Annotated in this window: 15 protein-coding genes; 9 read left to right on the forward strand and 6 right to left on the reverse strand. The window is 52.8% G+C overall.

Annotated elements, in window-relative coordinates:
* Nucleotides 1-12 precede the first annotated feature (12 nt).
* From FYJ35_RS09000 to FYJ35_RS09025, 6 genes are all read right to left on the reverse strand, one after another.
* Nucleotides 13-1,011 carry an RluA family pseudouridine synthase gene (locus tag FYJ35_RS09000; protein WP_154525717.1) on the reverse strand — a complete coding sequence of 333 codons (999 nt, stop codon included), beginning with the start codon at nucleotides 1,009-1,011 and terminating at the stop codon, nucleotides 13-15.
* A gap of 174 nt (nucleotides 1,012-1,185) precedes the next feature.
* A complete protein-coding gene (locus tag FYJ35_RS09005; protein ID WP_154525719.1) occupies nucleotides 1,186-2,406 on the reverse strand; it encodes an ABC transporter substrate-binding protein in 1,221 nt (406 codons plus the stop codon).
* Nucleotides 2,407-2,425: 19 nt separating this feature from the next.
* Entirely contained in the window at nucleotides 2,426-3,241 is an 816-nt protein-coding gene (locus tag FYJ35_RS09010; protein ID WP_154525721.1) for an ABC transporter permease, read from the reverse strand.
* The gene (locus FYJ35_RS09015) at nucleotides 3,238-4,065 is read right to left on the reverse strand and encodes an ABC transporter permease (protein ID WP_154525723.1); all 828 of its coding nucleotides are present in this window, start codon (nucleotides 4,063-4,065) and stop codon (nucleotides 3,238-3,240) included. Before FYJ35_RS09015 ends, FYJ35_RS09010 begins: the two co-directional genes overlap by 4 nt.
* Nucleotides 4,066-4,129: 64 nt before the next feature.
* The gene (locus tag FYJ35_RS09020) at nucleotides 4,130-5,269 is read right to left on the reverse strand and encodes an ABC transporter ATP-binding protein (protein WP_154525725.1); all 1,140 of its coding nucleotides are present in this window, start codon (nucleotides 5,267-5,269) and stop codon (nucleotides 4,130-4,132) included.
* A 62-nt stretch (nucleotides 5,270-5,331) separates the two neighbouring features.
* Nucleotides 5,332-5,871 carry a helix-turn-helix domain-containing protein gene (locus FYJ35_RS09025; RefSeq protein ID WP_154525727.1) on the reverse strand — a complete coding sequence of 180 codons (540 nt, stop codon included), beginning with the start codon at nucleotides 5,869-5,871 and terminating at the stop codon, nucleotides 5,332-5,334.
* A gap of 182 nt (nucleotides 5,872-6,053) precedes the next feature.
* On the opposite strand from FYJ35_RS09025, the gene FYJ35_RS09030 reads away from it, so the two are divergent.
* The 9 genes from FYJ35_RS09030 to FYJ35_RS09070 all read left to right on the forward strand — a co-directional run bounded on the left by FYJ35_RS09030 (nucleotide 6,054) and on the right by FYJ35_RS09070 (nucleotide 19,618).
* Nucleotides 6,054-7,145: a lactonase family protein gene (locus tag FYJ35_RS09030; RefSeq protein ID WP_154525729.1), complete on the forward strand. Its 1,092-nt coding sequence runs from the start codon at nucleotides 6,054-6,056 to the stop codon at nucleotides 7,143-7,145.
* Nucleotides 7,146-8,246, forward strand: coding sequence for a chorismate synthase (aroC, locus tag FYJ35_RS09035; protein WP_154525731.1), 1,101 nt, complete (start codon nucleotides 7,146-7,148; stop codon nucleotides 8,244-8,246).
* Nucleotides 8,247-8,362: 116 nt separating this feature from the next.
* Nucleotides 8,363-9,388, forward strand: a complete 1,026-nt coding sequence (locus FYJ35_RS09040) for a rhomboid family protein (protein ID WP_154525733.1) — start codon at nucleotides 8,363-8,365, stop codon at nucleotides 9,386-9,388.
* 58 nt (nucleotides 9,389-9,446) lie between these two features.
* A complete protein-coding gene (locus FYJ35_RS14735; RefSeq protein WP_154525735.1) occupies nucleotides 9,447-11,741 on the forward strand; it encodes an LTA synthase family protein in 2,295 nt (764 codons plus the stop codon).
* 62 nt (nucleotides 11,742-11,803) lie between these two features.
* A complete protein-coding gene (locus tag FYJ35_RS09050) occupies nucleotides 11,804-12,727 on the forward strand; it encodes a helix-turn-helix domain-containing protein (protein ID WP_154525737.1) in 924 nt (307 codons plus the stop codon).
* Nucleotides 12,728-12,920: 193 nt separating this feature from the next.
* Nucleotides 12,921-14,267: an ABC transporter substrate-binding protein gene (locus tag FYJ35_RS09055; RefSeq protein ID WP_154525739.1), complete on the forward strand. Its 1,347-nt coding sequence runs from the start codon at nucleotides 12,921-12,923 to the stop codon at nucleotides 14,265-14,267.
* Nucleotides 14,268-14,475: 208 nt separating this feature from the next.
* A complete protein-coding gene (locus tag FYJ35_RS09060) occupies nucleotides 14,476-15,297 on the forward strand; it encodes a carbohydrate ABC transporter permease (RefSeq protein ID WP_154525898.1) in 822 nt (273 codons plus the stop codon).
* Nucleotides 15,298-15,316: 19 nt separating this feature from the next.
* Nucleotides 15,317-16,129, forward strand: a complete 813-nt coding sequence (locus FYJ35_RS09065; protein WP_154525741.1) for a carbohydrate ABC transporter permease — start codon at nucleotides 15,317-15,319, stop codon at nucleotides 16,127-16,129.
* A gap of 204 nt (nucleotides 16,130-16,333) precedes the next feature.
* Nucleotides 16,334-19,618 carry a glycoside hydrolase family 2 TIM barrel-domain containing protein gene (locus FYJ35_RS09070; RefSeq protein ID WP_154525743.1) on the forward strand — a complete coding sequence of 1,095 codons (3,285 nt, stop codon included), beginning with the start codon at nucleotides 16,334-16,336 and terminating at the stop codon, nucleotides 19,616-19,618.
* Nucleotides 19,619-19,628 lie beyond the last annotated feature (10 nt).

Raw genomic sequence — 19,628 nt, forward strand, 5'->3', positions numbered from 1 at the left:
ACAATGGTTCATTCACACCTGTAAAGAAAAAGATGCGCGAAGGCGGCGCATGTCCTCCGGAATCGGACATTCAAAATGCAGCTTCTGTCTGGTGATCGGATGGCAGAATTCCAGAACCCTCGAGTGAAGGGCCTGCCTTCCGATCAGACCGTCTGCTGTGCCATACATCCCGTCACCAGCGACCGGATGGCCGATTGCTGCCATATGAACACGGATCTGATGGGTCCTGCCTGTTTCCAGGCGGATCCGGAGCGCAGTGGTGTCAGTTTCTGCATCATACTGTACAGCCCGGAAATGAGTCACCGCGCGTTTCCCGCCTGAGAGACTGATCATTCTCATGATCGTTGAGCCGGGGATCCTCGCGATCGGGAGAGCAATTATACCTGGAAACTCCGGCCAGACGGAAGGGGCGATCTGATCATTGTCTGCAGGAGATGGAGGGGTTACACAGATACTGTCGGACAGACGGCCGTGAACGATGGAGAAGTATTCTCTGTGGATCTCCCTGCGCTTCATGGCATCGTAGAGGATGGCTGCGCTCGCCATATTCTTCGCGATCAGCACCAGTCCGCTGGTGTTTTTATCAAGCCGGTTGATACAGCGGTAGATAAATGATAGCCCCTGTTCCTCATAGTAGGCGGTGACACCATTCCCCAGTGTCCACTCACGATGCCCGAGAGAGGGCTGTACGGGGAGATAAGGCGGCTTGTTGACGACCAGGATATCCTCATCCTCGTATACGATGTCAAGCTTCATATGGTTTGGGACGATGTGCAGCCCGGATTCGGAAACATCCTCATCCGAAAAGAGGATGCGCAGTTCGTCACCGGTTTTTAAAGGATGATTTGTGAATGTGTCCACCCCGTTGACAAACAGCGTATGGGAATGGTGCCGGAGATAGGTCATCAGGTGCCGTGAGTAACCGAGACTTCTGAGATACTCCGAGGCCGTTGCAGGCCGCCCAAGGGTGAGCGGCTGAGTGCTGATATGATAGATGATTTCTCGTCTCATCGGACATCCTTTCTGAAAACGGCCTGCAGGTCGGCAGACCAGGGCATGTGGCCTGATGCGTTGTGTATATCAACGGGCAGAAGGGCAGGCAGCACAGGCACAACTGCGGCGGGCAGGAAGAAAGCCGGACAGAACTGTCCGGCTTTCCGAGAATGATAAGAGGCTGACCGAAGCTCAGCTTGACTTAACCTTCTCCCAGTATTTGTTGTAGAGGGCATCCCCGTCTTCCCCAAGGTAGGTGTAGACCTCGGAATTCTTCAGCATTTCAGCCGTCGGGAAGGCAACGGTAGAATTCCGGATATCCTCGTCCTGGATCAGGTCTCTTGCCGCTTTGTTCGGAGTCGAGTAGGTGATGTATTCGAAGTTCTTCTCAGCAACATCTCCCCTGCAGAGGTAGTTGAGAAACTTCTCTGCATTCTCAACGTTCTTGGCATTCTTCGGAATCACCCAGGAGTCGATCCAGACATTGGTGCCTTCCTTCGGAATGACATATTCAAGGTCCGGATTTTCACGTTTCGTGTAGATCGCTTCGCCGGAGTAGATGACGCCGAGAGCTGCCTCACCGCCGATCATCTTGTCTCGAACCTGGTCAATGACATAGGCCTGTACGAGTGGCTTCTGTTTGATCAGCAGATCTGCCGCCTTGGAGACCTCATCCTCCTTTGTCGTGTTCATGTCATATCCAAGAATCTCCTCCGCGACCATGAACGCATCGCGGACGGAGTCCTGCATCAGAATATTGTCCTTGTATTTTTTATCCCAGAGAATATTCCAGGAATCCACCTTTTCCTTGACCATGGATGTGTTGTAGAGAATACCGACGGTACCCCAGCAGTAGGGGATGGAATATTTGTTGCCAGGATCAAACCCCTGGGACTGCTTCATATAGGTTTCATCGATGTTCTTGACATTCGGGACATGGTCAAAGTTGATCGGCTGTAGCAGATCGTTCTCGATCATCTTTGAGATCATGTAGTCGGAGGGGCAGATCAAATCATAGGTAGCGGCACCGGCGGCTACCTTTGGGTACATGATTTCATTTGTCTCAAACTCATCATAGACAACCTTGATACCGGTTTCCTTCTCAAAATCCTTCGGGACCTCCGGATCCATGTACTCTCCCCAGTTATAGACATAGACAACACCGGAACCGGGCTGAGTGGCCGTATCTGCGCCGGAGGTACTCTCTGCAGCAGATGTGGAGGATTCCGTACCGGAACCGGCTTCCGAAGAAGCCGTATTTTCAGCAGGGGCAGAGGGAGCGGCGGTCTCAGCAGCCGGGGCGGTTTTCTGGGCGCTTTCCGCGTCATCCACCTTCTGAAGGCAGCCGGTTGTCAGACCGCAGGCGAGTGCGCCGATCAGGATGGGGGCAAGCACTTTGTTTCTTGTCTTCATGGCAAAATCTCCTTAAAAATCAGTATGCAGGTTTGCGGTTCTTATTGCGCGCTCCCTTTCCTTTCTCAACAACGATCAGCAGTAGAAGGACACCCAGAAAAAGAAGGGTGGAGAGCGCATACATTTCCGGCTTGATTCCTTTGCGGACCTCTGTGTAGATCTTCGTCGAGAGCGTGTCAAAGCCGGGGCCTTTCACAAAGTGAGTGATGACGAAGTCATCGAGCGACAGTGTAAAGGCGAGCAGGAACCCGGAAAGAATACCGGGCAGGATGTCCGGAAAGACAACCTTCCGGAACGCCTGGGACGGGCTTGCCCCGAGGTCCAGCGCGGCCTCATAGGTGCTAGGATTGATCGCTGAAACTCTAGGCAGAATCGACATGACCGTGTACGGAATGTTGAATGTGATATGACCGACCAGGACGGTTCCGAAACCAAAGACTATGGTGTAGCCGTAATGAGAGAGAAACTGACCGAAGGCAATGAAAATCAGCATCAGTGAGATGCCGGTCACGATGTCGGCGTTCAGCATCGGAATATTGAGGATGCTGAGCATAACAGTCCGGTTTCGTCTCTTCATCCTGTTCAGGGACAGGGAAGCCATCAGGCCGAGAAGCGTTGCAATGGTTGCGGAAAGCAGCGCAAGGATCAGCGTATTGCGTAGAGCTCCCATGATCTCGGCATCCTGGAACATCTGAAGGTACCATTTGAAGGTAAAACCGCCCCATTTGGCCCGTGTTCTGGAATTGTTGAAGCTGAAGGCAATCAGAACAGCGATCGGTGCGTACAGCAGGATGAAGACAAATATCACATAGATGCGGGAAATCGTTTTCTTCATAGGATACTTCTTGCTGCCTCCTCGTCGGTATCAAAATGCTGCATAACGGCCATTGAAACCAGGATAAAGACCATCAGGACAAGCGAAAGTCCTGAACCGACATTCCAGTTCCCAACCTGGGTAAACTGCTGGTCGATGATATTTCCGATCAGAAGAACCTTTGAGCCTCCCAGGAAATCGCTGATGACGAACGTTGTCAGGGCCGGGACGAATACCATGGTGATGCCGGATACGATGCCGGGCATCGTCAGCGGTACAATCACGCGAAAGAAGGTCTGCCTGCCATTGGCCCCCAGGTCATAGGCGGCATTGACAACATTCCAGTCCAGCTTCGTCAGTGAATTGTAGATCGGAAGAAGCATGAACGGAAGGTAGTCGTAAATCATGCCGAGCGCGATGGCTGCCGGGGTGTTGATCAGGTGCTGGGGCGGAAGATGCAGGAAGGAAAGCAGCTGGTTGATGACACCGTTCCGTTCCAGGAGCGTCTGCCAGGCGAAGATGCGAAGCAGGGAATTCATCCACATCGGAATGATGAAGATTGTCGTGATGATCGCTGAGGCACCGCTCTTCATCCTTGACAGGATCATCGCCAGCGGATAGGCCATGACCAGACAGATTGCCGTAGCAAGTGCCGAGAGCAGAAGGGAGAGCAGGAGCGCCTTCAGTGTCACCGGATCAGTGATCCGGCTGAGATTATCCAGCGTGAACCTGTGGTTTCCATCCGTGAATCCGTAATAGACAATCAGAATCAGAGGGATGACAATAAATGCAACAGTCCATATCAGGTACGGACCAGTCAGAAGAGCATTGTTCTTTTTCTTCATATCGTTCACCTGCTGCAAACAAGAGGACTTCTCTGTAAATGATTCTGCCGGAAACAGGCAGAGTTTACAGATCGGTCGAATTGACCGCCTGTTCGTCCTCGGACTCCGGCTTGTTCATGATCTGAATATTGAACGGGTCCAGGTTCATCAGAACCCTGCTGCCGACCGGGAAGAGCTTTGTGGAATGGACCAGCCAGGTATAGCCGTTCGCCTCGACATCCATCTCGTAATGGACACCCTTGAAGATCAGGTCGGTCACGGTGCCCTCAAGAAAGCCGGGGTTCAGCTCACGAGCCTTGTCCGCCACCTTCTCATATTCCGGAGAGCCTGCCGTGGCACCATCCGGAAGCGCGTACAGCTCCAGATCCTCCGGCCGGATGACAACGTCAACTGGCTTGTTGCTGCCGAAGCCCGTGTCGACACAGGCAAAACGGGTACCGAAGATCTCCACCAGCTTATCCTTCACCATCGTGGCGTCGACAATATTGGAATCTCCGATAAAGTCCGCGACAAACGCATTCGTCGGCTCGTTGTAGATATCCTCCGGTGTCCCGATCTGCTGGATATAGCCCTGATTCATGACAACGATCGTGTCAGACATGGTCAGCGCTTCTTCCTGGTCGTGGGTGACATAGATGAAGGTAATCCCAAGCTCATTCTTAAGGCGGATCAGTTCATACTGCATATCCTTGCGGAGCTTGAGATCAAGCGCACCGAGCGGCTCGTCAAGCAGAAGCACCTTCGGCTCGTTCACAATGGCACGTGCAATTGCGATCCGCTGCTGCTGACCGCCGGACAGGGAATCCGGCATACGGTTCTCAAATCCCTCCAGGTTTACGAGCCGCAGCGCATATTTGACCTTTTCGCGGATATATTCCTCTGATTTTTTCCGGATCCGGAGCCCGAACGCAATGTTGTCCGCGATGTTCATATGCGTAAAGAGCGCATATTTCTGGAAGACCGTGTTCAGCTGCCGTTTGTTTGGCGCGAGTGTGGTGATGTCCTTTCCGTCAAAGATAACCTTCCCGCTGTCAGGCTGCTCAAAGCCTCCGATGATCCGGAGCGTTGTGGTTTTTCCGCAGCCTGAAGGGCCCAGGAGTGTCAGGAACTCGTTCTCACGAATATACAGGTTCAAGTCATCCAGAACCATCTGTCCGTCAAATGATTTTGTGATGTGCTGAAGGTCAATCAATCTATTGCTCATGCTGGAATCCTCTTCTTTTTAATAGGGCTCCTCCGCCCCGGAACAAATTTGAGTTCATTCATTCAGAATTCAGGAGGAGTAGACACCCAGATCAGTGTTGCTTGATTTTTTCCTTTGTTTTCAATGTAGTGGGGCGCAGAGGAGCGGAAGTAAAACGTCTCCCCTTTCCTGGCCCGGCAGGATTGCTGCCCGATATGGATTGTGATGATGCCGGACAGCACATATCCGAATTCCTCACCCTCGTGCGGGTTATCAAGAATGGTTCGCCCGCCCGGCTCCAGTGTTACGCGGATGGGTTCCATCCTGTTCTTCTGGGCATTCGGAATGATCCATTCGGTCCGGTTTTTCAGTTCATCGTCAATCTTTTCGAAGAAATCAGCATTTCGGAAAACAATCTGGCTGTCCGTTTCATCATTGAAGAAGTCTCTCAGGTTCGTTCCAAGGGCCTGCAGGATGTCCACAAGCGTCGCAATAGAAGGGGAAGTCTGTTCCCGCTCCACCTGGGAGATGAAGCTCTTCGATAATTCTGTCCGGTTTGCCAGTTCTTCCTGCGTCAGGTTCTTCTCAAGGCGCAGGCGGCGAATTTTCTTCCCGATATCCATGAGTGCCTCTCATCCATCTGATGTAAACTCAAAATCCAGTAAAACTGGATTTCAGATGCCTTAACCGATTATACGGAATTTATACACAGTGTCAATGGAATCTGTGTAAAAATTTACGAAGACAGAACATTTACACAGATATGGCGGAATGGTATCATGGACGCAGCAGGAGGGCTTCCAAGATGAACAACGAAAAGAAGTATGTTGCGTATGTCGGAACCTACACGCACGGATCGAGCATTGGAATTCATGTCTATGATATTGACAATGAAACAAGGCGCCTGACAGAGCGGAATGTCGTTCCGGTGCACAATTCATCCTATATTACCAAGTCACGCCGGGGAAACTATCTCTATTCAATCGCGGATGAAGGGGTGGAGGTGCTGAAAATAGAGCAGGATGGTGGGCTTACGCCGATCAACAAGGTCGATATTGACGGGATGAGGGGCTGTTATCTCTCCACGGATGTGTCCGGCAAGTTCCTCTTTGTCGGCGGATACCATGACGGGAAGGTGACGGTTGTTCACACCCACAGAGATGGGCGGCTCGGCTCGGTGCTGGACGGTGTGTTTCATCAGGGGCTGGGGTCTGTCGCCGAACGTTCCTTCCGACCGCACGTCAGCTGTGTCATTCCGACACCGGATGACCGCTATCTGGTCGCGGTAGACAACGGGATTGACCAGGCGAAGATTTATAAGGTTACACCGGTGACAGGAAAGCTGCACCTGTATGATATCCTGCGGTTCCCGCTTGACTCCGGACCGAGACTGATGTGTTTCTCAAAGGACGGACGCTTTGCGTATGTCAACTGTGAAATTCTGAATCAGATTCTTGTCTATTCCTATAATGGGGATGCCAATCCCATGTTCGAGCTTGTGCAGCGTGTGACTAGCATCATGGACGACAAGGATGTATCGAGCGCAAGCTGCGCACTGAAAGTTTCTCCAAGTGGAAAGTATCTGTACACGTCGAGCGCGGGGGAGAACACGGTCGGTATTTTCCGTATTGACCAGGAGACAGGCATGCTTTCCAAAGTACTGATTCTCCCGATTTCCGGTGGGTATCCGAAGGACATCGACGTGCTGCCGGATGAAAAGACGCTGATCGTCCTCTGCCATGAGTCGAACTATATGCGGTTCTTTACGGTTGACTATGAGAAGGGAACGCTGGTCATGAGAGGAAAACAGCAGTACGTGGAGACGCCAAACTGCATCATGATCTCCGAGACACCGCAGTCTGCCGGGAAGACACCAGGTGAGCAGGGGGAAAGCTGAATGGCAGGTTCGACATTTGGTACGCTCTACAGGGTCACAACGTGGGGCGAGAGCCACGGAGCCGGGATTGGCTGCGTGATTGACGGCTGCCCGGCCGGACTGCCTCTCGGGGAACAGGATGTCCAGAAGTATCTGGATCGGAGAAAGCCAGGCCAGAGCCGTTTTACAACAAGCCGGAGCGAGGCTGACAGGGTCCGGATTCTTTCAGGGGTCTTTGAAGGGCAGACGGAGGGAACCCCGATTGCGCTTTTCGTTGAAAATACAGACCAGCATTCAAAGGATTATTCAAATCTGAAGGATGTTTACCGGCCGGGACACGCAGATCTTGGATTTGACCGGAAGTTTGGCTTTCGGGACTACAGAGGAGGCGGACGGTCCTCAGGGAGAGAGACAACCGCCAGGGTGATGGCCGGCGCGGTTGCTGCAAAGGTTCTCTCAGAACTTGGCGTCACGCTCCGGGCGTATGTCAGATCCATCGGGCCTGTAGTCTGCAGTCCTGACAGGATGGATATGGCACATCTTCCGGAAAGCCCGCTCCAGATGCCAGATGCAGAGGCGGAGAAACAGGCGGAAGCCTATCTGAATGACTGCATGAGCAGACTTGATTCCGCGGGAGGTGTTGTGGAATGCCGGGTTGACGGACTCCCCGCCGGGATTGGAGAACCGGTGTTTGACAAGATGGACGCTCTTCTGGGGCATGCACTGTTCTCGATCGGAGCCGTGAAGGCCGTTGAGATCGGGGATGGGACTGCGGTGTGTTCCCTGGCGGGACATGAGGACAATGATCAGTTCGGGATTGCGGAAGACGGTACAGTCCGCAGGCTGACCAACCACGCAGGCGGCATTCTGGGCGGAATGAGCGATGGGGGACAGGTGGTCATCCGGGCATTCTTCAAACCGACTCCATCGATTGCGAGAGAGCAGCAGGCGCTGGGAAAGGATGGGAAGGTGCATGCGCTGCGGATCAGAGGGCGTCACGATCCGGTCATCGTCCCGCGGGCTGCGGTTGTGGTTGAATGCATGACGGCGATAACCATCCTCGATCTGATGCTGCGAAACATGGGCGCAAGGATGTCCAGCCTGAAGGATGTCTATCTGTAATATGTGTTTATTCTGTGTAAAGAGCGGCGAGATGCTTTCAATCCCGCCGTTTTTTATTATAATGGCGTAAGAGTTTTGAAAAAAGAAATGGACGAATAAGAAATGGAGTCAGACAGATGAAGCTTCTCAGAAAGATGGAGCGAAGGTTCGGCCGGTATGCGATCCGAAACCTTTCGCTGGTTGTCATTGCAACGTATGTATTCGGATATCTCTGCCAGTTTGTCGCCCCGCGGGTCCTTTCATACTTCACGCTGGATCCGGCGATGATTTTTCAGCACGGTCAGGTCTGGCGTCTGGTAACCTGGATTCTGATCCCGCCGGAATCACTTGATTTCTTCACCATTATCATGCTGTTTTTCTACTACAGCATTGCGAAGGTGCTGGAGCGAACCTGGGGAGATTTCCTCTTCAATGTCTACATATTCGGCGGGTTGATTCTGACTGTGGTGGGAGCCTGTGTGATGTATGGGGTGCTGATGGCGGTGGGAAGTCCGTCGGCACTGCTGAATATCCAGGCAATTCCGTATTACTGCAGTACTTATTATGTCAATATGTCTATTTTCCTGGCCTTTGCCCTGACGTACCCGGATATGGAGGTGCTGCTGTACTTCTTTATTCCGATTCGTATGAAATGGATGGGATGGCTGTATGGAGCTTTCCTGATTTACCAGTTCTACAAGACGCCGCTCTGGTCGGGGAGAATCCTGATGATCATATCCCTGCTGAATTTCCTGATTTATTTCTTTGCGACAAAAAATATGAGGTCGCTTTCCCCGCAGGAGTTTCGAAGAAGGGCGGAGTTCCGGAAAAACAGCGGGGTAAAATCACAAAAACGGCGGGATGTTTCGAACACATCTCACGGGGACCGCTGGAACAAGAGCGCGGAAGGCGGGCGGAAGACAGGTACGGCTGAGCAGGCGGAGTCCCGAAGACCATCAGAGGGTTTCAGAAAGATCGTGCCGGGCGGAGCGAGGCATGTCTGTGCGATCTGCGGCAGGACGGAGCTGACCAATCCGGAGCTGGAGTTCAGATACTGCTCCAGGTGTGAGGGTAATTATGAATACTGCCAGGATCATCTGTTTACGCATGTCCATGTGAAGAACGGAAGCAGGCCGCATCTGGCAGAAGAGGAGAAGCAGTGAGCCGCCCGCATAGAGACTGGAATATGTATGCGGACGCAGAGATGAAAGGAAGGCTATCGTGAATCAGCAGCAGAAAGCCGGGACAGGCCGGCTGAAAAAAGGAGTTCTGATCAGGGCAGTGATCCTGACGGGTGTGTTTCTGATCCTGTCGTTTATGGCGCATGGGGCAGAGCAGAGATCGGAAAGCTGGTACTTTCCGGTCTCCATCCTTCTGTCACTTCTTCTGGGACTGTTTTTGTATGCAGGGCTTCCGAAAAGCCGCCTGTTTCAGATCATCTATGATCTCTCTCTGGCTGTCTCAGTCCCCTTCGTGGCTTTTGTGCTGGTTCAGTCCTATGACACGGGATTCTGGCATGTCGGGGCAGCACTGTCCTATGAGACGGCGCAGCCTCCCTACAAGATGATTTATCTGAACCTGATTTTCTATTACCTGATCTTCCTTGCCTTTACCTTTTTGCTTGGAAGCTTCAGCTGGGGCTACAGTGCGGCCTCCGGCGTTTTCATGGCACTGAGCATCATCAACTTTTATGTTGTGAAGTTTCGGGGAAGTCCGATTGTTCCGTGGGACATTCTGTCGCTCAGGACGGCGGGCAACGTTGCGTCAAACTACGACTATGTTATCTACTGGCACATGCTGTTCTCTACGTTCGGCTTTGCATTTGTGATGCTTGGAACCGGGAAGATGAAGAGCCGGATTCGTCTGAAACGAGTCCGTTTTCCGCTTCTGGCGGCAGCCGTCCTGTCCTTGATCCTGCTGACGAATTCCATCCAGAACGAGGATGTAAAGACGTTCTGGGGGATGGATACAACCCTGTTTACACCGAACGTGCGCTACCGGAAAAACGGACTTCTGGTTGCCTACCTGGCGAACCTGAACCTGATCCACATTAACAAGCCGGATGGATATTCGGTGTCGAAGGTGAAAGAGATCGAAGGAGAAATCAAGGAGACAGAGACGGAGTATGATCAGATCGATTATCCGGACAAGAATGGAAGTGCCCGGGAAGAAGACGATGCAGCACTTCAAGGTACGAATCTGACAGCACTGGCGGCGGATGTGCAGCCTGCGGAGAGTCAGACGGAGACGGAAGGACAGCAGGCAAGTTTCACTGGAGACGGCAAAAGCTCGGCGGAGAAGTCGGATTTTGATCTCAGCCAGGCTCCGAATATCATTGTTATCATGAACGAGGCGTTCTCGGACCTTTCGGTAATTGGAAATTTCGAGACATCGGAGGACTATATGCCCTTCTTCCACAGCATGATGGACCGGTACACAGGCGGTCATCTGATGGTTTCTGTCAAGGGCGGCAACACAGCAAACACAGAGTATGAATTCCTGTCGGGCGATTCGATGGCATTCCTTCCACAGGGAAGTGTCGTGTACCAGCAGTACATATCCTCAAAAATACCGACACTGGCCTCTTATCTTGGCTCGCTCGGATACTCGACAGAAGGCCTTCACCCTTATCTTGGAAGTGGCTGGGACAGGGAGAGGGTGTATCCGCTGCTCGGCTTTGACGAATTCAAGGATGTCGATTACTTCACTGGAGCGAAAACGATCCGGAAGTTTGTCAGTGATGAGTCTGCGTTCGACAAGATTATTGAGGAGTTCCAGAACAAGGGCAGCCAGAAGAAATTTATATTCGAGGTTACGATGCAGAATCACTCCGGCTATATGGCAAACCCGGCGACCGACAATGGGTTCACACAGGAACTGACGCTGACCGGTCTCCCGTATGAGAATGCAAATACGATCGCGGCAGAACGGTATCTGACGCTGATTAAGAAGTCGGACGAGGCGTATGAAAAGCTGATCACCTGGTTTGAGCAGAATGTCACCGAACCGACGATCATCGTGACGTTCGGGGACCATGAGCCCAGTGACTATGTGACAGATGTGATTGACGGACTGACAGGCTATGACTCGAATACAACGGATCTCAAGGAGGTACAGAAGCACTACCAGGTTCCGTTCTTTATCTGGAACAACCTGGGAATCGGCAAGGATCAGTCGGTGAACCTGATGAGCGTGAATTATCTGGCAGCCTACATCATGAAGGAAGCAGGGCTTCCGATGACAGACTATCAGCAGTTCCTGACGCAGCTTCAGAAGCAGGTGCCGGTGATCTGCGCGAACACTTATATTGACGCGGACGGAAATTACCACGACTGGAAGGACCTGAGCAGCGATACGCAGAACAAAGATGCAGTGAATGCGTACAATATACTGGCCTATAATCATCTGGTTGATGTCCGGCATCGGGTAGACCAGCTGTTCGCCGAACCGGCTGACACACAAATCCTCAGCTCACTCCAGGAGCAGACAGAGCTTCTGAAGGAGGCAGCCGGCTGAGACATGCCGGCGAAGGAAGCAGGGGAGAAGGGCCGGAGCAGAAATATGAGGAAGTTCCCGGTATGAAGAAAAAGGGTTATGTTGAGATGCGGTACTACGACGTTCCGCAGAAGGAGTGGGTGCTGGCGCTTCTTGGCCAGGAATGGGTGCGCGCCTACGGCGAGGGCATCGGGTACCTTCATTTTCACAATCTGTTTGAGCTCGGAATCTGCAGAGAGGGGACGGGGGTGCTTGTCCTGGACAGAAAAATCTGTCCGTATCATCCGGGGATGATCTCCCTGATCCCTGAGAACTACCCGCATACGACGACCAGCACGGAAGGAACGCAGTCAGCCTGGGAATACCTGTTTTTTGAGCCGAAGACCATTCTTGGGAGTGTCTTTGGGGAGAACAGGCTCCAGATCAGCAGATGTATGGATGCACTCAGCTCCGAAGCCCTGTTCGAGGAAGTGGGGACGCTCAAAGCGCTGGCGGAAATGACGAATCTGATCATGGATGAGATGCGGAGAAAGGAGCGGTATTATATCGAGCGGGTCCACGGTCTGATGACAGCGCTGCTTTTTGAACTGCTCCGGGTCTGCAGCAGCGAGGAAGGGCGGGCAGGAGAAAATGGCAGCCGCAACCAGATTCAGAATGCGCTGCGGTTCATGGACAGCCACTATGCCGAGCATATCCGGATTGAGGATCTCGCGAAGGCATGCAGCATCTCGGAAACGCATTTCCGGAGGCTGTTCTCGGAATCCTTCAGCATCTCGCCGGGCGAATATCTGAACATGATCCGGGTCATTCATGCCTGTGAGCTGATGAAAAGCTGCAATGAGCCGATGGCGGCTGTCGCGCTAAAGAGCGGGTTTCAGACCGTCTCGACGCTGGACCGGAATTTTCGCAATGTGTTGGGAGTGACGCCATATCAGTGGAAAAAGGATCCGAAAAATTACGAAAGCCGCCTGCTGGAGGTCAATGTGGCGATCCGAAAAGGCTGGTAAGTGAAAATAACTCGTGATAATCATCAAAAAATGCGCATATGAAACCATGAGATCAGTGAATCTGACGTAAATGGTCGAATATGCGCATTTTTTAGTCGAAAATCGCCACACATATTTAAACAACTTGTGTACAATGGGATCAACAGTTCCGGGAAGCGGAACAAAATGAGAAGGTTGAATGGGAGGAAATGACATGAAGAAGAAAACTGTATCTGTCCTGCTTGCGTCGGCAATGGCAGCATCCATGCTGATGCCGGCATCTGCGATTGCAGGAGAAACTGAGGCATCGACCGAGGCGCCGACTGCCAATGTTGCGGGGGAGGATGAACACACCCTTTCCGTCTATGCGTGGGACGCAAACTTCAACATTCCGGCGCTGAAGGCTGCTGAGGCAGATTATCAGAAGAACGTGGATCCGGACTTCAAGCTGAATGTGATCACCCAGTCGGCATCCTCCGATGTGGAGAACGCTGTCACGCTGGCTGCCAATGCCGGTGACTACAGCACGCTGCCGGATATCGTTCTGTTCCAGGACCACTATTTCCAGCAGTTCCATACCAATTACCCGGATGCATGGAAGGATCTTTCCGGGGCCAAGGATGTGAACTGGGATGATTTCGGAGCTGAGAAGCTTTCCTTCAGCACAATCGACGATGTTCACTACGGGGCTCCGGTCGACAATGGAACCGCGGTGATGGCATATCGCACAGATCTTCTAAAGGAGGCAGGCTATTCCATCGATGACATGACAGGCTGCTCCTGGGACAAATTCATTGAAGTCGGCAAGGCTGTCCAGGAGAAGACCGGCAAGTATCTGCTCTGCATGGATGGTTCAGGCAATGATCTTCCGTACATGATGCTTCAGGCAGAGGGAGAGTCTCAGTTTACGGACGGGGAGCCTACCTTTGCGGAGAATGACAAGTACGTTCAGATTATTTCCAAGCTGGTAGAGATGGCTGACGAGAAGATCCTGTATCTGGCAGACTCCTGGACCGATTACACGGATCAGGCCATCATGGGCGATATGGTTGCAGGTGTCATGAACGGAAACTGGATTATTCCGACAATCGAGCAGGTTGCGGACAACTCCGGCAAGTGGGAGATCACTTCTCTTCCGACACTGGAAGGCGGCGAAGGATATGCTTCCAACGGCGGGTCTTCTCTGTACATCACGGCAAACTGCAGCAAGCCGGATCTTGCGACAGATTTCCTTGCGAAGACGTTCCTGGCTGGCTCTGCAGAGACATACGATGCAGCGCTTCAGAACGGCGGCGTGATCACCTGCTCTTTGAAGGCAGGCGCTTCCGATGTCTATCAGAAGGGAGTTGCATTCTTCAATGATCAGCCGATCTACACCAAGATCGTTGAGATGGGATCAAAGGTCAAGCCGGTTGAGCAGTCTGATTATCACTATCAGGCAAGAAACTACGTCGGGACAGCGATCCAGAACCTTGTTGAGGCACAGGATTCCTCTGAGGACGGCGTGAAGGCAGCTCTTTCAGATGCGGAAGAACAGCTGAAGTTTGAGATGGAAGGCTGAGAAAACCGGAGGACACAGACGGCAGAGACCGTGCTGTGACCGGAAGAACATCAGAGAAGTCGAAGGAGGCGGAGAGAGCAACCAGATCTCCGCCTCTTCCTGATGAGGAAACAATCCGGAAGGACGAGGAGGGGAAAACGTGAGACACTCTTCACTGAAAGCAAAGCAGGACCGGGCAGGCTGGCTGTTCCTGCTCCCGGCGACGATCATGATTCTGATCATGAGCTTCTGGCCGATGCTGCAGGCTCTGATAACGTCGTTCAAAAAGGGACCGAGTACCAGGATGGTGTGGGCGGATCCGTGGTACAACAACTACGCCAGAATTCTGAAAGACAAAATTTTTCAGACCGCAATGGGGAATACCTTTTTCTACTTAATCATTCAGGTTCCGATCATGCTGGTGCTGGCGATGCTGCTGGCGCAGATCCTGAACAACAGACAGCTGAAGTGCAGAGGGCTGTTCCGCACAATGGTATTTCTTCCCTGTGCGACTTCCCTCGTTTCCTACGCGCTGATCTTCAAGTCGCTTTTCGCAACACAGGGACTTGTCAACAAGGTCCTGATGAATCTCCATATCATCAATGAAAACATCAACTGGCTTGGCAAGGCCGGGACAGCAAAGTTTGTCATCATCCTGGCACTGATCTGGAGATGGACCGGCTACAACATGGTTTTTTTCCTGGCAGGACTGCAGACCATCGATTACCAGGTCTATGAGGCGGCCAAGATTGACGGGGCTTCAAGCTGGAAGACGTTCTGGTCCATCACTGTACCGCTTCTGCGGCCGGTCATTGTCATGACGACCATCATGTCCATCAACGGTACTCTCCAGCTGTTTGATGAATCTGTCAACCTGACAAATGGAGGACCGGCAAACAGTACGATCACGATGTCCCATTATATATACAATATGTCCTTCGGGCAGGGCGTCGGGAAGTTCGGCTATGCCTCTGCCATGTCCTTCGTTGTTCTGATTCTGGTCGCAATTCTCGCGGCGATCAGCATGAAAGCAGGTGACAAACGTGACTAAGTCCAAGAAGAGAAAAACCATGGGAAGTATTCAGCGGAGGCTGATTCCCTCTTACATCTTTCTGATTATATGGTGCCTGTTCTCAGTGTTTCCGCTGTACTGGATGGTAACAGCCGCGACAAACACGACGGTCGAGGTGGCACGAGGGAAGGTCTGGTTCGGCCTTCATGCAGCTGAAAACCTGAAGAACCTGATGGCGGCGCAGCCGCTCTGGAGGGCGATGGGAAATTCCTTCCTTTACGCCATCTTCCAGACAATCTTCTGCCTCTTTGTCTGCTCACTCGCAGGATTTGGATTTGAACTGTATGCAGACAGAGCCAAGGACAGGCTGTTTGCCTTCCTGCTTCTCGCGATGATGATCCCGGGTGTCGCGACGATGATTCCTCTGTTTGTTCTGATTTCAAGGCTGAAGCTCCTGAACTCTGTCTGGGGATTCATCCTGCCGCAGGTAGCGACACCGTTCATGATCATGATGTTCCGGCAGAATTCCAGAAACTTTCCACCTGCGATTCTGGAAGCTGCACGGCTTGACGGACAGACAGAGATCGGTATCTTCTTCAGACAGTATATGCCGATCATGAGGTCAACCTACGCGGCAGCAGCGGTCGTGACATTTATGAACGCCTGGAATGCATATCTGTGGCCGAAGGTTGTCATGCTGGATAACCGCGCAGAGAACATGCCGATGCTGATTGCAAATCTGTCCAACGGTTATACAGTGGATTATGGTATGCTGATGATGGGCGTCCTGTTCTGCTCCCTGCCGACAATGATCGTGTTCTTTGTGCTTCAGAAGCAGTTCGCTGAGGGCATCACAGGTTCTGTCAAGTAACAGGGCAGAAGAGCACTCATGGCACCGGTCCCTGACAGACAGAAAGATCGGATGGCAGGAGCGCGGATTTGAAAGCGCGGGAGCCTAAGAGAGGCTCCTGCGCTTTTCAGGTAAAGACAGACTTGCCAAACCAATGCGGCAGGACAGAAAATCAGATCTGAACCTGCGCTTTCAGATTACCGCATCTTTAGAGGAGAGACATCTATGACTGAATTTGATTACAGAATCGTAAAGGACCCACAGGTCTATGCGCAGAACACGCTGCCGCCTCACTCAGACCATATTCCGTTTGCACCGGAGGACAGGCCGGAGAATATGCAGACAAGCCTCAGACGTTCACTGAATGGGATGTGGCGGTTTCACTATGCTGAGAATTACCGCAGTGCGCCGGATGGATTCTGGAAGGATGATTTTGACGTGAGCGGCTGGGCGGAACTCTCTGTTCCGTCCAACATGCAGATGGAGGGTTACGACAAGCCGGCCTATGTGAACACACAGTACCCCTGGGACGGACTGGAGCCGATTGAGCCCGGACAGATTCCGGAGCGTCACAACCCTGTCGGGCAATATGTCCGGACCTTCCGGCTCCCGGATGGCTGGAAGCAGGAAAGCGTCCGGATTTCCTTCCAGGGCGTGGAGTCCGGTTTTGCGCTCTGGCTCAATGGCCGCTATGTCGGCTATGCGGAGGATTCCTTCACACCTTCGGAGTTTGATCTGACACCATTCCTTCAGGATGGAGAGAACAGGATCGCTGTCCTGGTCTTTAAATGGACGGCAGGAAGCTGGTGCGAGGACCAGGACATGTACCGCTTCAGCGGCATATTCCGCGATGTGTATCTCGAGCGGATCCCGAAGGTTCACCTTGAGGATGTGAAGATCCTGGCAGATTATCAGGCAGAGGAGAGCGCAGGTCTTCTGGATGTGACGCTGAAGCTGACCGGAAGCGCCTCCGGAGCTGCTGTCGGATACAGGCTGGAGAAGCTTGGCGTGCTGGAGAGCCTTGCGGATCGGAAGGAAGGGGAAGAGATCAAAACCGGAAGAATATGCGTTGCCGGGGACGAAACACATCTTTTCAACAGGGAACAGCCGCTGGAGCTGTATATTCGGGAGAAGTTGGACGATCCTCTCGCATGGAGCGCGGAGATTCCGAATTTATATCGACTGACGCTCACAGTGGAAAAGAATGGTGAGCTGTTCGAGACTGTCCGGGAGCTGGTCGGGTTCAGACACTTTGAGATGAAAGACGGACTGATGTGTCTGAATGGAAGACGGGTTGTCTTTCGCGGCGTCAACCGGCACGAATTCTCCTGTGACACAGGCAGAAAGCCCAACCCGGATGAGATTCTCCGGGCAGTCACCATCATGAAGCAGAACCATATCAATGCGGTCCGGACCTGTCACTATCCGGATGCTTCTGTTCTTTACCGGCTTTGTGATATCTTCGGCATCTACATGATCGCCGAGAACAATATGGAAACGCACGGAATGTGGGATCGCGTCGGCAGGCATCAGATCGGCATTGAGCAGGCGCTTCCGGGAGACCGTACGGAATGGGAGCCAATGATGATCAGCCGGATCCGGTCGATGGTGGAGCTGGAGAAGAATCATCCCGCGATCCTGATCTGGTCCTGCGGCAATGAATCCTTCGGCGGCTCTGTCATCTGGCACATGGCACAGGAACTTCGCAGGCTCGATGGAAGCCGGCTGGTTCATTATGAAGGGATTCGCAACGACCGTCGCTACCCGGATACATCAGACATGGAATCTCAGATGTACACGCCGGTGAGGGAGGTAGAGGCCTTTCTGAAGGAACATCCGGAAAAGCCGTTTATCCTGTGTGAGTATTCACATTCGATGGGCAATTCGAATGGCGGACTGTTCAAGTACACCGATCTGACAAAGCGGGAGCCCCGTTATCAAGGGGGATTTATCTGGGACTTCATTGACCAGGCAATCCGTATGAAGAACCGGTATGGTGAGGAATATCTTGGCTATGGCGGGGATAACCATGAGCGCCCGACCGACTACGAATTCTCCGGAAATGGGATCCTGAGGGCGACAGGAGAACCGTACAGTGGTAAAATGCAGGAGGTCAGAGCCTGCTACCAGGAGCTGGACATCGAGATTCACAAGGATGAGAAGCGCGGGCTGGAGGCGGCGGTTACCAACCGGAATCTGTTTCTGGGAACGGGTGCCTTTGACTGCAGGGCAGAGCTCCGTACAGGAAATCGTGTACTTGAGAGGCTTTCGATCCCGGCAGATGTCGCGCCGGGCAAAGCGGAAATCTTCACGCTGCCTTTTCGGCTTCCGGAAAAAGACGAGTCTGTCGTCTCCCTCTCGTTCTATCTCAGGAAGGACACCATCTGGGGAAAGGCCGGAGATGAGGTGGCATATGGGGAGCGGATCCTGAATAGCTTGGAGAATGAAAAAAAGACGCTTGAGAGCGCGCCGGATGGCATGAGGGAGGATGGAACATCATTTATTCTGAACGGGGTCCGCACGCTCCCTGTGCAGACCGATGAAGAAACGTGCAGCCTGGAGGTCGTGCGCGGAGGATTGAATACAGGCATCTTCGGTACAAATTTCTCTGCTTTGTTCTCCAGCCTGAAGGGCGGACTGGTTTCCTACATCTATGGCGGCAGGGAGCTGATTGAGAAGATCCCGAGACCGAATTTCTGGCGCGCACCGACAAACAACGATGAGGGATGCAGGATGCCGGCCCGCTGCGGAATCTGGAAGCTGGCAAGTCTGTACCAGACCTTCATCAAGCCGGGCAGCAATCCCTATATTCCGGGGGATGATAATGGAGAGCTGAAGGTGCACCAGACCTCCGGCTACATCGATCTGACCTGGAAGAAGTACATTCCGGTTCCATCATATGAGGCAGTCAGCTCCGTGAAGACGACCTACAGGGTTTTTCCGGACGGAACCATCCGGATGATACTTGACTGGGAGCCGGATGCGGCGCTCGCAAAACAGCTTCCGGCGATGCCGGAGTTCGGCTGGATATTTGCGCTCGATGCAGATCTGTGCCAGGTCCGGTACTACGGGCTGGGGCCGGAGGAAAACTACTGTGACAGGCGAAAGGGAGCAAGACTTGGTATCTATGAGCGGGAGAGTGGCGCGATGGTCGAGCCCTACCTGGTTCCGCAGGAAACCGGAAACCGGACGGGTGTCCGCTGGGCGGAGGTGACAGACCGAAAAGGGCATGGAGTACGTTTCAGCGCTCCATACTTTGAGGATGGAGGAGATCCTGAGGCCTCCAGACCCGGAAGCATGGAATTTTCCGCAATTCCCTACAGCCCGGAGATGCTTGAGACAGCCCGGCATCCGTATGAGCTTCCGAGATCCTCCTGTACCTATGTCCGCTGCATGCTTAAGCAGATGGGGGTAGCCGGGGACGATTCGTGGGGAGCCCAGACTCATCCGGAATTTCTTGTAAAGAGCGGCGGCAGGCTGACCTTCGCGGTGGACTTCAGGGGGATCTGATACCAGGCGC

Origin of the sequence: Porcincola intestinalis, from assembly GCF_009696445.1 — a bacterium.
Taxonomy (GTDB): Bacteria; Bacillota; Clostridia; order Lachnospirales; family Lachnospiraceae; genus Porcincola; species Porcincola intestinalis.